Here is a 15139-nt window from a genome sequence, read left to right as displayed (position 1 = left end):
TCCCTAACGGATGACTGAAAAAAGCGTCCCCCAGAGCGCGATTTAAATGCGTGGCAGCTTACCCAAACCTGCAATGAATCATTCCTTTTTCCCGCCGCCGTCGATCGATCCAGAACAAAAACTGCGTCCCTTAGAGCGATTGCAGGTTTACGACAGTCTGATGATTACCGCAGAACTGTGGAATGTCGCTCATAAATATCTGCGCCAGCGCCAGAATCTGCATTACCAAGCGCTCCATCAACCGGGCATCATTTACGGATTAGGGGTTAAACCGATTCCGATTCCCGCCGATGTCATTCGCGAGTCGCGTTCGGATTGTTGGGTGGAAATTCAACCGGGTGTTGCCGTAGATTGGGAAGGAAATCCGATTATTGTTTCCGAACCGATTACGTTTTTTATTCGGGTTCCCAAAGCTTCGGTGGAGAATCCGCCGCCCGCTTATTTATTAATTAGCTATCGAGATCCGGAAGAATTAAATGCTCCTCGGGAGAGTGCGGTTGTTCGGGAATATTTTCGCATCGATCAAAAAACCGAGTTAACGAATCCGGGAGAACTGGAATTGTGTCGGGTTCGCTGGAGTCAGGGAGCGAATTCTGTTGTTGCGCCCAGCGATGTTTTAGATCCTGAAGTCAACCAGTTAGATTTGCGCTATCGCCTGCGCGCCCAACTTCATCCTCAAGGAATCGTGCGCGTGGGAACGGTGAATGCGAGCGGGAGCGAAATTTACAATGAAAATTGGGCTTGCTTGATGCGATCGGTAGCGGTACTTTATCCTAATTTAGTCGGGGACGACGCGATCGCTCGAGTAGAACTTGATATTGATGCTAGTTATAGCTTCCTAGAACAACTCAAACAATACGATATTCTTTATCTTCCGCCCAGCTTGGATTCTAATCTCGCAATGCAGCAAATTCATTGTTTGAGGTATTACTTGAATGCTGGAGGAGTTATTCTAGTGGAAATTCCGAGCGATTGCCCGCCTCCCGACTATTTAGTTCTGCTGTATGACGGACGAACGCAATCCCAAGCACCGAGTTGGCAAACCCAACTTCCGCGAGATCATCCGATCCGCAATCATCCTTTCCTGTTTGCCGCCCTCCCTCAACTCGAACAAGGCGCGATCGAAGTTTGGTACAGAGATGGCATTATCCTGCTTAAAGGCGAACTCTCCGCCGCTTGGGGATTAGACGAACGTTTATCGCTTCCCCGCAGCGAAATTCGGACAGCCCAAGAGTTTGGGATTAATCTTCTTCACTTTGCTTGGAAGCGACGAGAATTACGTCAATTACTTAGCTAAAACATTAGTCAGAGCGAGGTTAGGCAGACTCGCTCCAAAAGGAGAATCAGAGTGAATAATTCGATTCAGGTTAACGTCTCCAAAAAAGAGCTTAAGCTCACGCCAGACCTTCCAAATGACTCTAGCGATCGGAATAAATTAACAGTAAAAATTAAAAATGGAAGTCGCGAATTTGCCAGCTTTCATTTGGAACTGACAACAGCAGGAATAGACCCAAGTTCAAATGTAGAATGGTATAAAGTCGAGCCGGAAGTGAGCGCTAAAAAGCCACCGGGAGATGTAACGGAATTTGATATTTATATTATCAAAGCACCCATTCCCGCTTACGATACAACCATTGACCTGACTCTCAAAGCTTTTTCTATAGAAGTGCCGAGTTTATTTGCCACTGAAAACCTTCGCTTAACCATTGAAAAACCTTGCATTCCGCTTAGAATTTATGTGCCGCTTAAAAATCTAAAAACCTACCCAGGAGATGCAATTAATATTATTGTTTTTGCATATAATCTTAGCTCTCAATCGACATTAATCAACCTTAAAATTTCAAAACTAAAAAGTGAATGGCTTGAAGAAAGTACCACTCAAACTTTCTCGCTCGATCCAGGTGAAAACGTCGAAAAAATATTTCGCTGTACGCCGCCCCGCAGCCCCTTCACCACCAGTAAAACCTATGATTTTCTGGTCGAAGCTAGAACTGAGAATCAATATCCAGCGAAAGAACAGGGAACCTTAGAAATATTGCCCCAAGGGGAGGTAGAATTTAACTGCGATCGCCCCCAGCAAAGCATTCCCCAACACAAAAAATCAACAGAGCGCCAACGAAGAGCAAATACGGCTATCTATACTTTAGAATTTATCAATTCGAGTAATCTCGATCGCCAAGTCCATCTCGATATTGCAGCACAAGAGCGCAAGAAATGCGGTTTGGATTTTCCCGAACCCTTAACGCTACTATCGGGAAAACAAGGTGAAACCGACTTAATCGCTCGCAAAAATCGTCCTTGGTTGGGTGCTGGAAAAAAGTTAAACTTTGAAGTCAGACCTTGCTTATCAGAACCGAACTCCGAACAGAATAGTCAAATAATTCCAGTTCGCCCGAACAGCAGAATCTTTGAATTACAAATTCAACCAATAATTCCCTTTGTTTTGCAGCTTGGAGTCGGATTGCTAGCACTTCTCCTCCTCCTTTTTAGCGCATGGCAATGGGGTTTACCCTTCCAATCTTATCATACTGCCTCAGTAAATTCAGTTCGCTTTAATCGCGATGCTAGCACCGTTCTCAGCGGCTCTAGCGATAAAACTTTGCGTCGCTGGCAAGTTGATAAAACGCAATTATTCAGCCTCTTTCGCAATCGTCTCATCAGTCAAGGTAAAAAAGGAGAAACCAACGATAAAGCGATACAAGTTGTTCGAGAACAACCCGGACAGGCTAGAAAGCAAGATTTATTTGCCGTTGGATTAGAAAATGGAGAAATTCAACTTTGGGATATGTTATCCTCATCCGATTTTCCGGAAAAACGATTAACATTAACCGATACAACGGGGAAAAAAAGAAGCGATCGCCTCTTTGATATTACCTTTAGCGATGACTTTCAGCACCTTTTTAGCGTTCATGGAAGCGGTTTTCTGTATCAGTGGGACTTATTCCAGACAACCCCACAGCCTCAAACGATTGTCAATCTCGAAAGAACGATAACATCTTTAGCCTTCAGTAATATAAATTTTCCTAACAATCTCAAAGTGATTTTTTTGGCTGGGCGATACAATCAATTATTTCTTTTATTTATCAACGTCAATAATGAGCGCAACAGATTCCTTAAAAAACTTAGACTTTATCAAATTGTAGACAATTCATATTCAGAAGAAAAACGATTTCCGTTTAGACAGATTCAGGGTCAAGAAAACTATATTGAAGCGTTAGCAGTGGCTCAAAATAATAGTCAAAAAGAAATTTTAGCAGTCGCCGATAATAGCGGAACAATAACGCTCTGGAATTCCGAGCGCTTATTTCAGTGTATCGAGGAACAAGACCCTAATTTGGGGTCTCGCAAATCAAATATCTATGCTGATGGTGGAATTATCTCACCGCTATCAGTTCAATGCAGTTCTGCTGTTGTAGAGCGTTGGAATGACGGACATCAAGGAGCAGCCGTTCGCTCCGTTGCTTTAACCTCTAACGCCTGCTATCTAGTTAGCGCCGGAGACGATGGTAGAGTTATATTATGGCCTCTTAACCTCCAAGGTCAGCGGCTCAATAAAGTAGGAATCTTGCTCGATCGCGTACCTGACTCAAAGTTTAACACCGTCGATCTTAAATCCGATAATCATTATATTTTTGCGACGAGCGGGGCAGAAGATGGTCGAGTTCGGTTAAATCGTAGAGAATTAATGAAAGACAATGCAGAGTGCTACTCAAAATCCACTATTTTTAGATGAGAAAGAGCTTTCTATAGAAAGTCAAAGAGCCAAACTAGGGGAAAGAAAAAAACGACAGTATATCATTGAAAACTTAGGTAAAACAAAAGCAAATATTAACCTATGGATTTCTAGTTTAGACTTACAATCTAAGCCCTTAGAAAAATGGTCTACCTTCGATCCCCCTTCTTTAGAGTTAGAAGCTGGAAAGACGGGAAATGTCACATTAATATTCGATGTCCCCGCTTACGCAGAAGCCATTACTTACAACTACGAAATATTAATTAAAGCGCCCCTTCATTACCCCGATTCTCCTCCTTTTCGTCGTTCCCAGCAACTTCGAGTTTTCCAAATTCAGGAAGATCTCACAGGTTTCAATCAATCTGAATTCATCGTACAACCCGCTACAAATGCGAGCAACCCCCATCTTTTAAACTCTGGCGAGCGATTAGAAGTAACGGTTACAGTAAGAAATTTATCCGATCGCACCGATCGATTTTATTTAACTTGTCCGGACTTAGATAAGCATTGGTACGCTATCAAATATCCAGAAAGCGATCTCGATATACCGGGTTTAGTCCGAGAAACTCAAGGTTTAGAACTTAATCCCGGGCAAACTGGAAAACTGCTACTTTATCTGTCTCCCCCTCGCTATACCCCAGCAGGAATTTATAACCCGACTCTTCGCTTAATTTCTAATAATAAAAGCGATGCAGTTATGCTGGATATCATTTATTTACAAATCGAACCGGATGACAGTCTTGAAGTCGAGATGTCACCGCTCGTTCAAACGATTCCACAAAAGCACCGACGTTTTTCTAATCAGGCTGAATTTGTTATTCAAATCTCTAACGAGGGCAATATCGAGAGAGAAATCCTAATGCGAGCTAAGGATTTAGCCTCAATGTTTACTTATACTTTTGCACCTTGCCCCCTTCAAACTTCGCCTGGAACAAAAGCTACTGTTGTTTTAGTCGCTCGACTGCGCCGCTGGAAATCTTGGCTTCGCCCTTTTTGGGGGAAAGGATGGGAAATTCCGTTTGATGTGGAACTCGAAAATGCGAATTCTTTCATCTTAGCTAAAACTAATAAACCGCCTCGAGTTGCGCCATCCTTACCGCCGGGTCGCTTAATTTGGAAAGCACGCCCTCTTTGGGTCATCAGTTTAATAATCTTTCTAATTTTATTAGGTTTTGGCATACTGCTTTGGAAGCTCTTATATCTTCCTCCTCTTCCTAAAATTTCCAAAATTTATCCTTACAGTAGCGAAGGAAAAAGTTCTCAAAAATTTCAAGAAGACGAAAATACTCCCGTACAACTCCATTGGGAAATCGAGCGTTTGAGCCAACTGAGTCAGTTACAGGTTACGGCGATCGATGGAGAAGGTCAAGAAGCGAGTAAAGCAACCTATGTATTTAACGCTGCAATTCCTCAAAGTTATACCCGCAAAACGTCTGCTAGCAGTCAATCTATTTCGGAAAAACTGCCTTCTCAAAGCATCGCTTTAGGGAAAGATAATGCAGAGCAAGTAGAGCGTGTCGAGAGTCGGGAGAAAGTCGAAAAACTTCAATGTATCTCCCCTCGTCGCGAACTTCTGAGTTGCGATCTTTCGACGACGATCGAGAAAGCAGGCAAGTATAATTTTCGACTCGAACTTTTTCCGATAGAACGCCGATCGCTGTTAGGATTTAGAAAAAGAAGCGATCGCAAAATTGCCGACGCAAAAAAGACTGACATTATCGAAATCGCTAATCCGAAAAAAATCCTACAAAATTTATTTTTCAATCGCTCGGTTTACCAGCAGGCGACTAAAGAGGTCATTATCGCTACTTGGGATATCTTCAATATCGACAAACTAAAGCCGCTTTCAACCCTTCAAGTCCTCTTGACAGATCGTAAAAATAATGCTTACAAGTACAACTACAAAGTTGAAGAGCAAAAAGCTAGTAAAACGCTCTCAATTTCTCCAATCTTAGAAGCACAAAACTCGCTTCAACCTCCCAATCTTGACTGTAGTTTATCTAGCCCAAAAAATTTAGTTTGTCAAGTTCAAATTAATAGTATTGCCTTAGCTGCTGAAGACTATCAATTCAAAATCGAGCTATCGAAAAACGAAAAAACGCTCGATACTCTCGAATCGCTCAATCCGCTAAAAATCATCCCTAAGCCCGAACCTCCTTTCAAAATCTCATCTTTAGGAGTGAGTCAAGCTAGCGGAGCTTCTCCAAATAGTTCCTCGCTTTTGAGTTGGGAGATTGGGAACCCGAAAAACCTTCAATCTTTAACAATTAAAGCTATTTCTGCGGACGGAAAATCCGTCGATCTAAAAAGATATCAATATCCTAACGATCTTCGTCAATTCTGCGAGTTTCCTCGCCAACCGGGCGAATCGATGAAGTGTAAAAATGTGCCAACTGGGATATTACCGCAAGGAGAATACTCCTTTCAACTGGTTCTGGAAACTCAGAGTGCGGACGGAAAAACAGGCACATTAAGCCAGAATAGCGGCACGGTTAAAGTTAACAAAGCTCCTTATACAATGGAGGTAAAAGTTAACGACCAGCCGGTTCTCCCCAATTCCTCGAGCCTTTACCCCATTCAATTCGGTCTTCCCGTAATTTTCGATATTTCTTGGGTGGTAAAAGGACCAGGAAGTGAAGGAACGAAGGTAGAATTACTCCCGTTTGCAGGAGAATTCGGTTTAAGCGACTCTTATCGCTTGACACTATCACCCGAAGTTATGCAGCAAAATTTGATCTTGCAAGTTAGCAATCAATTTGGCGTGTTAGCTAAGTTTCCCCTGTCCATCCAAACTTACGATCCCAATCGTTCTGTTCCGAGCCAATCGTCACCCTCGGAAAAATCTGAAGGGGAGCGGCGATCGCCATCAACCGCAGAACCTTCTAAGCTAGAGCCTTTAGAGAAACCTCCGGTAGCGAACTGAGTTTTTGTTCTTTTCGTTTCGGAGCGAAACATTTTTAAACTTTAATTTAATTCATTTAATCTTTATCATCGTCGGTAAAGCCTCGTATTTCCATCGGTAGACCTTTTAGCCCCAAGCGACTCTCAATTCCCTTCAATCCCTCCCACACCCGTTCTAACTCTCGCTTAAGCTGAGTCAATTGATTCATTTCCCCTTGAAACCCACTCATCGGTTGCAGGCGATCTTCCAAACTCAATAACTCTTTGAGGTATTCGAGTTTAACGCTATTGTCCAAAGTGCTATTGAGAACTCGTTCCTGCGTCAGCTTCAGTTGCGTCGAGAGCAAATTGCGTTGCTGTCTTGCTTCCTCTCGCGTTTTCGCCAACACGATCGCGCCAAACACCTCCAAAAAACGCTGTCGCCAATTCCCTAAAGAAACTTTCAACTCTTTAAGGGAAGGAGAAGGACGAGAAATTCCTTGACATTGTTGGACGATTCGGATTAGTTCCTCCCTAACCCCTTGTAACTCGCTCTCTCGTGCCACCGCTTCCGCTGTCGGGGCTAAATCGCTATTAATCTGTTCTTGGAGGCGATCGCACTCCTTTTCGAGGGCTGCGATCGCATCGGCCACCACGATAATCAGATCGATCGACTGTTGCTCCATTCTTTCACTTCCCAAATTCATCAAATGATTCATTTGGTTATCAAAAGCATTGAGAAATTGCGAACTTTTTAGACGATCCATCACTTTAACAGGTCAGATATTTTGAGTCCCTTGCGTTGAATGCGTTCGGCTAAAGCCTTGTTGTATACTAACCGTACACCACCCGCTCTCCCTCATCAGAAACAGCACAGAAGCGAAAGTCCCCGATAAACCGCAGCGATCGGCTTTTTGCCTGCTAGCATTATCGCACATTCCAAAAGGATGGCTTTTTTCAAGTATTTTAATCCTTCAAACTGTCATTTCTAAGCCAATTTTCTCGACAACTGCTTTCTTAACTTACCGAATCCAAAGCTCGCCCAGTTATTTTCGAGCGATCGAACCTACAGAACGGAAATATGCCCCAAAATACCCCATCTGACTATATCGGTGCTGGAGTTGCTTTTCCCCTTCGCATCAGCGTCCAAGGAAGCCTCCAACTCAGCGACAGCGGACAAAACCTCGACGAATCGATTATTATTATTCTGCGAACCAGTTTGGGGGAGCGCGTTTACCGACCCAACTTTGGCTGCCGTCTTTCCGAACTGGTTTTTGAACCCTTAAACATCCAAACCCTTCTCATGATTCGCCTTTATGTCGAAGAAGCCTTGGAAATGTGGGAACCTCGAATTATTTTAGAGCAAGTGCGGACAGATCCAGATCCCATTCGAGGGGTTGTAGGGATTCATATTCAATACCGCCCCAAAAATAGCCCGGACAGCCGCAGTTTGGTCTATCCCTTCTATCTCATGCCCCAAGAAAATTTATCCCCATGAGAGAGTATAACTTTTTACCCAAACTCGATAAACCTAACCTCGACGATCGCACCTTTGAAGACTTACTCGAAGAATGCTTGCTTCGGATTCCTCGATACTGTCCCGAATGGACGAATCACAACCCCGGCGATCCCGGAATTACTCTAATTGAACTGTTCGCATGGCTGACCGACCAAATGCTCTTGCGGTTCAATCAAGTTCCCCTCCGAAACTATATTGTTTTTTTAGAATTATTGGGCATTCGCCTGAGTCCTCCTAACGCCGCCCAAACCGAACTCACCTTTTATTTAACCGCCGCCCAACCCAACCCGGTTCGGATTCCGATTAGGACTGAAGTGGCTACCACGCGCACGGAAACCGACGAAGCCATTATTTTTACCACCGATCGAGAACTATTCGTCGGCAATCCTCAAATCAAACATTTCCTCACCTCTCAAATTCAACCAGAAGACAGGCTAGAGGACGCTCCCCAAAAGGATCGACCTTACACCCTCCGCAATCCCTTCGTTAACTTGCAGCACGAACAAAATCGTCAGTGGGACGATATCGGCGAGGTCGAACTTTTCGAGCAATCTGCGCTCTACGACTGCTTCTATCTCGTTCTCGAAGATCGAGACGAGCGAGAATCGCTAGCGGGGAATGTCTTGGCTGTGACGTTTAAAGGTCAACCCGCCACTGGAACGGGAATTAATCCCGACAATCCTCCACTACAGTGGGAAGCGTGGAACGGTCGAGAATGGCAGTCTGACATTCTCCGCCATAAAGAAGACGATCGCACCAAAGGATTTAATTTTGATAGTAAGGACGGCTGGCAAGGCGCTAATTCTTTAACCGATGGGGCGGATGCTATCTTGCATCTTCCGCAAAACTGGCCGAAAACGAACCTCGATACCCAATATACCGGGCATTGGTTGCGTTGTGTTTATCGACGAGTCTCAGGAGAACGACAAAGTTGTTATATTAGTTCGCCGAGAATTACCGGTTTGTCTGTTCGCGCCATTGGCGGTTCGGTAGATGCAACCGAGTGTATCGAAATTGTCAGAGAACTACTCGGTATCAGTAACGGTAAACCCGGTCAAACCTTTGAACTGAAGAGTCAACCCGTTCTGATGCGGGAAGTTGACGAACATATTGCCGTGCAACTCCTCAGTCAAGAACTCGAACAAGAAGAAGCTTGGCAAGAGGTTGCTAATTTCGCCAACTCCGGTCCCGACGATCCGCACTATACGATCGATTCACTATCGGGAACGGTTCAGTTCGGTCCTTTGGTTCGCGAACCGGGACAGCTAAAACAACTGACTCGCGAGCGTCGGATGACCCAAGGAGGAGGAAATTTAGTGCGGCGTTCTACCGGAAAGCCCGTTCATTTGGTCGATCCCGCCCCTCTGACCGAGTTAGATCTCAATAATATTCCCGTATCTTCCTGGCAGTACGGGAAAGTGCCGCCTCCGGAAGCCGAAATTTACATGACCAAGTATCGCTCTGGTGGCGGAGAGCGCGGTAATGTGCGGGCGGGAACGTTAACGGTTCTGAAGTCAGCGATTCCTTACGTGAAAAGTGTTATCAATCCCAAGGGAGCGGAGAGAGGAGAAGAAGCGGAATCCCTGGAACAAGCGATTATTCGGATTCCTGAATTGCTGCGGACTCGCGAGTGTGCCGTCACTCCAGAGGATTTCCAGCGCGTGGTTAAGCAATTTAAGGGCGTGGCTCGCGCGCGCTGCGTTAGCGATTCCGAGCAAACAACACCGGGAATGGTGCGCCTACTCGTCGTTCCCGATGCCGATCGCAGTTACCTCGATTCTCGCGGCATCCATCCGAAAGATTTTAATCTTAAAAAGATCGAACCCGAACTCAAGCTATATATTAGCGATCGCAAACCTTTAGGGATCCAAGTTGTTTTTGATACTCCAACCTATGTCGGTGTAAAAGTTGAAATAGAAGCGATCGTAGACCGAACAGTTCGCTATGCTTCTCTCCTCGAACGGGAGAATTTTCAAAAAGAGATATTGACTCAACTCTATCGCTTTCTCAATCCAACTGTCGGAGGATTTAAAGAGAAAGGATGGGAATGGGGAAGAACGCTATACGAAGCCGATATTATTACCTGGTGCCAGCAAAAAGTGCCGGAAGTCCGCATCCGCTCGGCAAAACTCTTCCGAATTATCGATCACCTCCAAGGCTGGCTCTGTATGAATCTACCGGAGTCCGAAATAGCGTTGTCTAAATACGAACTAATTTGCTCTTGGGCAGAGCCTCACAATGAAGATAAGTATGGTCATAGAGTTGATTTTGTTGACTAGCTCTTATCGTTCGATAGAGAAATTTAAATCCGACTAAACGAAAATTGACCCTTACGGGGGTGCGATGGTAATTTCAAAACATTTCCCGATCGCCTAGTCATTGTTTATCATCGATTAAAAATGACCTCATCGCCTTCTCGACCTACCCTTGATTTTAAACTCTCCTCAATGCGACCGCTAGAAGCCGTTGAAATAAATTCTAGAGAATTGACCTATAACGCTTCTAATAATCTTTCATTGCGTCCCGGCGTACCCGCTGAAATGTTAGTGAAATTAGAAAATTCTGGGGACACCCCTATCCATTGGAAAGTTAATCTCAAAGGTGATTTTTCTCCACTGTGGTGTAAATGGGAAAAAGATTTTTATCAACAAATTAAGGCGAAAGAGACAATCTATTTTACTCTCGTTTTTCAAGTTCCTGAAAATTTTTTTGAAGAACGAGCCGATTCAAAAAATGAACTTTGGAAGCTTAAACTCGACTATCAAGTTGAGGTTTTTGTTGAAACCCGTGAAAAAGGGTTAGTAGCGTACCAGGTTTTTAAGCTTGTTATTCGCCCTCCCACTGTTTACATCAACTATTTGCCAGCGTTATACGGAGAAATCGATTTTGTTAGGCGATTAATCAGTCTTTTCGAGCAAGCATTCGATCCTACTATTCAAACCCTAGATACACTGTGGGCTTACCTCGATCCCCTCACTGCTCCGAGAGCGATGCTTCCTTTTTTAGCGAAATACTGGGTGGCTTTTCCGCTCGATCCACGCTGGAATATTAAAGAACAGCGCCGTCTCATTCGGAATGCAATTAAACTTTATCGCTGGCGGGGAACGCGACGAGGTTTACTTTTTTATCTACGCCTTTATACAGGATTAGATTTAGAGGATGCTAGTTTTGACATCGACTTAGATTTGTCCGATTTACCGGAAGAAAAACAGAAAATTTCAATTCAAGAAGTGTCCAGTCAAGGATTCATTTTAGGCAAAGCTTCGATGGGTACGGATTCAATGTTAGGGGGAGGTCGTCCCTATCACTTTATTGTGAAGATTTGTTATCCACCTTCATTTCAATTTGACGAGCAATTAGTTCGAGAAATTATTGAGAGAGAAAAGCCTGCTTTTTCTACCTATGAACTCAACTTAAAAGTTCAATCTACTAACTGGGATTAGATTAATCCGGCGACGAGGTTAATTGTGAGGGCTAATACTACCGTGTTAAAGAAAAAACTCATAATTCCCTGGATTAAGGCTAATCGTCTCATGGGGCGCGAAGCGATCGCAACATCCGATACCTGTCCCGTCATCCCAATAACAAAGGAAAAGTAAAAGAAATCCCAGTAATCGGGTTGATGTTCTTGAGGAAAATCGAGCGCTTCTACTCCTTCGGGGAGAGAGTCATTATTAGCTCTATTGTAGTAGAGATGGGCGTAATGAAGGGCGAACATCGTGTGAGCGAGCAACCAAGAAGCTACAATCGTAATGACACCGAGCGCGACGTGCAGTTCGAGATGCCATTCGGGAAGATTTTTGCTACCTTTCAATAAAAACGCGATCGCGAGCAAACTAATGCAAGCCGAAGCAACCACTAAACTCAAAATCGTCAATCGATTCTCGTCTTGGCGTTGGGCATTTTTTCGCATCATTGCAGCGGTTGCACCCTTCGTCATCAGCCATACTAAGACTAAAAAGACGATAACGCCCGCATCCCAAGAAATAATAACACGCGCGATCGCGGTTAATCCGTGCGACAGGAAAAAATAAACTAATCCCGTAACAGCAATAGAGAGAAGCAAACGAGGTTTTGCATCTAATCGCTCGAACCACTTGAGAGTCATAATCTAGCAAGCTTTGAAGGGTTTACAACGGGTGAAATTAGCCATTTATTTTAAACTCACTGTTCGATAAGATTGTTTATGCACTCAATTGAATTTTATCTCAAGCGTTTGATTATTTTTTGCTTAAAGGCTGCTGCTCGTAAGGTGGCAATTCGCAAAGGAGTTAAACTTTCTATTCTGTCAGTGTATGACTCTTTTTTATCAAAAAAAGTATTGATTTCTTCTAATATAACTAACAGCTTTTTAAGGATATTTTCGCTGCGATATTCTGCAAGTTGCTGCTCGTTGATGGCGGGGAGGACAGGACGCTTGAGAATTTCAAGGATGCGATCGCGATCGAACTCCGTTGAATATCCAGCAATTTTATAACAGTTGAATCCCGGATCCAAATAATCCGACAATCCACCATTCACGCTAGAAAATACCTGACAGCCGCACGCTAAGGCTTCCAACGGTTGCAAGCCAAACCCTTCGCTGACTCCTTGCAACGCCCAATATTCTGCTGAGTCGTAAAGATACACTTTGGCTCGATTGAATAATCCCGGTAAATCTTCCACGTAATAATCGATTAACTGCACATTGCAGTGTTTTTGTAAAGTCGAAATCAAATCTTTTAATAAATAACTTGAAGATTTCCGAGCTTGCACTAAAACATCAATATCGCGCTCTAAGTTTAAATCGCGAAACTCATCCGAAATTTGATTGGGAAGGTAATAAATTAGCGAATGGGGGGCTTTTTGTCCCCAATATCCGAGGGTATTGCGGCTGACGGTAATGATGGGAACTTCAGCGGGCAAGGTAAAGCCGTAGTTCGCACTATGGGCGTGATAAATGAGATGATAATTTTTTAATTTTGCGGCGAGTTTGGGGACATCAAAACCCCAACTCAAAACGAAGATTTTGTCTGCTAAGTTCTCTTGCTTCAGGATATCGTCGAGAAAGAGCGTTTCTTTTTCTCGCTGGCGATAAGTAACGACTTCTACGGGGCAAATTTGCCGCGCGAGGTTAACAGCTTTTAACTCTGCCCACAAGCCGCCGCAAGCAAACTTCCCACCCAATCCCGGTAATAAGAAATAGAGTTTCCTCATCTCAAAATAATCTTGGCGTTTTTTGTATCTTTGTAGTGGGGGAAGAGACAGGATTTCAAGTTTAATCTTAGAATTATCAAGATTTTAGGTAACACTTGTCCCGATGGAAGCAAGTCACTTTTGTCGCCCTCTCCCTAAATCCCTCTCCCAATTTTGGGCTACGGTGTACACATAAGCGATCGAATCTAGCATGACGGTTGAAGATCCCCCCTAGCCCCCCTTAAAAAAGGGGGGAACCGGATTCAAAGTCCCTCTTATTAAGGGGGATTTTAGGGGCGGGGGGATGAGGGCGATCGCGGCGCAAGTTTGACTTGCTCCCTGCCCCAACAAACCCTTACTTTACTTCTAAGATAGTTGGAGAACTCTCGATCGCGCTATTTTCCTTCCCCTGGTTAAACCGTTCCAAAATATCGAAGATTTCGCGCTCGAAGGCAACTTGGGCGCGATTGGTTCGTCCGCCGAGATAGAAGCGATCGCCATCTTGCAACGCCCAAATTTGCGAGTGAGAAAAATAACTCATCGCTACGCCTAACATCAGGAAGCCAAATCCGGCGTATACCAGGGGAATTCCGGGATCTGCCTTAATCTGTAACCCCGTACTGCCAATCAGTTGGCGAACTTTCAGCGTCACGCCGTTAACTTCAATCGACGAACCCGCGCGCACTGCCCCAACTAACTGCCCTTCAACATCGTAAACGAGCAGCGTTCCTTGTAGATCCCGCGTCAGCAGCGAGATTCCGGCACTCAGATCGGGTTTGATGGGAACCCATGTTCCCCAAAGTTGTCCGTTTCCTTTCGTATCCAGGGGTGCCATTGGCAGGCGGAAAATCGGACTATTATTAACTTGGACTTCTACTCCGGAAATTCCCCAACTGGTTTGATAAAGGGTTACGCCGCGATAGCGCAGGGGTTGGTTGACGTGGATGGTTTCGCGTTTGAGTTCTTTACCGTCGTTATTGATAACCGATAAGTCAGAATAAAACTGATCGATGTTACCTTTAGCGCTGTAATCGATCCAAAACCGATTGACTTTTACGCCCCAATCTTGAGGAACTTGCGGGGCGGCTAAGGGGCCTGCATCAATGATATTTTGAATTTTAAAACTATCGCCGGAAGGAACCATTTCTTGGGCGAGAAAACCCGTCATTGCACCGACAATCGAGCCGATGAGAACGAGAAGCATACTGGCGTGAACGACAATGGGGCCGATGCGTCCGACGATGCCTTTGCGCGCGTAGAGTGCGTTGCCTTCGCGAAAGATTTTATAGTTTTTTTGCTGGAGAAAAGGGGTGAGGGAGTCGAGAGAACCGCGATCGAGTTCGGCGCTGAGGGCGAGTTTCTCGAATTGTCGCACTTGGGTGTAATATTTCCAGCGGCGGGCGGCTTTGAGGGCGGGGAGTTGTCGCCGGAAGGTACAGGCGGTGAGACTGCTACCGAAGAGGACGAGGAGGGAAAGGAACCACCAGGTACGGTAGACGCGATCGAATCCAAAGGCAAGGATAACTTTCCAGGTGAGGAAGCCAAAGAGGGCGGGGTGTTCGGGATAGTTGGCTTGGTAGTAGACGGCGGATTGTCCTTGTTCGATGACAGTGCCGATAATGCTGAAAAGTGCGATCGCAAGCAATAAGAGGATAGCGAGGCGCAAATCCGCGATCGTTTTCAGGAGTTGTTTGGGAAGGATGGAGAGTTGCTGTTTGAGGGAGGGAACGTCTGCGGTCATTGCGAGGTGCGGCGGTCGGTCGGCGCTTAAACAGGGGTTGCCTGTTCAGTGTAGCTCGCTCGAGCAATAGACTCAATAGAAGTACCGAGCT

General features: G+C 44.8%; 10 protein-coding genes. 6 read left to right on the top strand and 4 right to left on the bottom strand.

Annotation, left to right across the window (positions count from 1 at the left end; genetic code table 11):
* The first annotated feature begins 73 nt into the window (after positions 1–73).
* The 3 genes from H6G50_RS02125 to H6G50_RS02115 are packed head-to-tail and all read left to right on the top strand — an operon-like array spanning position 74 to position 6656.
* A complete protein-coding gene (locus H6G50_RS02125) occupies positions 74–1297 on the top strand; it encodes a DUF4159 domain-containing protein (protein ID WP_190712784.1) in 1224 nt (407 codons plus the stop codon).
* Between the two features lie 51 nt (positions 1298–1348).
* Complete coding sequence (locus H6G50_RS24520; protein ID WP_190712782.1) at positions 1349–3733, top strand: hypothetical protein; 2385 nt, start codon at positions 1349–1351, stop codon at positions 3731–3733.
* Positions 3696–6656: a hypothetical protein gene (locus H6G50_RS02115; RefSeq protein ID WP_190712780.1), complete on the top strand. Its 2961-nt coding sequence runs from the start codon at positions 3696–3698 to the stop codon at positions 6654–6656. Before H6G50_RS24520 ends, H6G50_RS02115 begins: the two co-directional genes overlap by 38 nt.
* Before the next feature lie 55 nt (positions 6657–6711).
* Here H6G50_RS02115 and H6G50_RS02110 read toward each other — a convergent pair whose 3' ends face one another.
* Positions 6712–7299 (bottom strand): hypothetical protein, encoded by a 588-nt coding sequence (locus H6G50_RS02110; protein ID WP_190712778.1) that lies wholly within the window; start codon positions 7297–7299, stop codon positions 6712–6714.
* 395 nt (positions 7300–7694) lie between these two features.
* Between H6G50_RS02110 and H6G50_RS02100 the strand changes: the two genes are divergently transcribed.
* The 3 genes from H6G50_RS02100 to H6G50_RS02090 all read left to right on the top strand — a co-directional run bounded on the left by H6G50_RS02100 (position 7695) and on the right by H6G50_RS02090 (position 11575).
* Positions 7695–8111, top strand: a complete 417-nt coding sequence (locus tag H6G50_RS02100; protein WP_190712777.1) for a GPW/gp25 family protein — start codon at positions 7695–7697, stop codon at positions 8109–8111.
* Positions 8108–10411, top strand: a complete 2304-nt coding sequence (locus tag H6G50_RS02095; RefSeq protein WP_190712775.1) for a putative baseplate assembly protein — start codon at positions 8108–8110, stop codon at positions 10409–10411. Before H6G50_RS02100 ends, H6G50_RS02095 begins: the two co-directional genes overlap by 4 nt.
* Before the next feature lie 120 nt (positions 10412–10531).
* Positions 10532–11575, top strand: coding sequence for a phage tail protein (locus H6G50_RS02090; RefSeq protein ID WP_190712773.1), 1044 nt, complete (start codon positions 10532–10534; stop codon positions 11573–11575).
* On the opposite strand, the gene H6G50_RS02085 is transcribed toward H6G50_RS02090, so the two are convergent.
* The 3 genes from H6G50_RS02085 to H6G50_RS02075 form a co-directional block, all read right to left on the bottom strand.
* Positions 11572–12240 carry a DUF1345 domain-containing protein gene (locus H6G50_RS02085; RefSeq protein WP_190712771.1) on the bottom strand — a complete coding sequence of 223 codons (669 nt, stop codon included), beginning with the start codon at positions 12238–12240 and terminating at the stop codon, positions 11572–11574. The genes H6G50_RS02090 and H6G50_RS02085 overlap by 4 nt on opposite strands.
* A 95-nt stretch (positions 12241–12335) precedes the next feature.
* Positions 12336–13328 carry a glycosyltransferase gene (locus H6G50_RS02080; protein ID WP_190712769.1) on the bottom strand — a complete coding sequence of 331 codons (993 nt, stop codon included), beginning with the start codon at positions 13326–13328 and terminating at the stop codon, positions 12336–12338.
* Between the two features lie 334 nt (positions 13329–13662).
* Positions 13663–15048 (bottom strand): cytochrome c biogenesis protein, encoded by a 1386-nt coding sequence (locus H6G50_RS02075; RefSeq protein WP_190712767.1) that lies wholly within the window; start codon positions 15046–15048, stop codon positions 13663–13665.
* Positions 15049–15139: the final 91 nt, after the last annotated feature.

This window comes from Oscillatoria sp. FACHB-1406, from assembly GCF_014698145.1.
Taxonomy (GTDB): Bacteria; Cyanobacteriota; Cyanobacteriia; order Cyanobacteriales; family Spirulinaceae; genus FACHB-1406.
The sequence above is the reverse complement of the archived record's forward strand: the minus strand, read 5'-3'. Positions and strand labels throughout refer to the sequence as shown.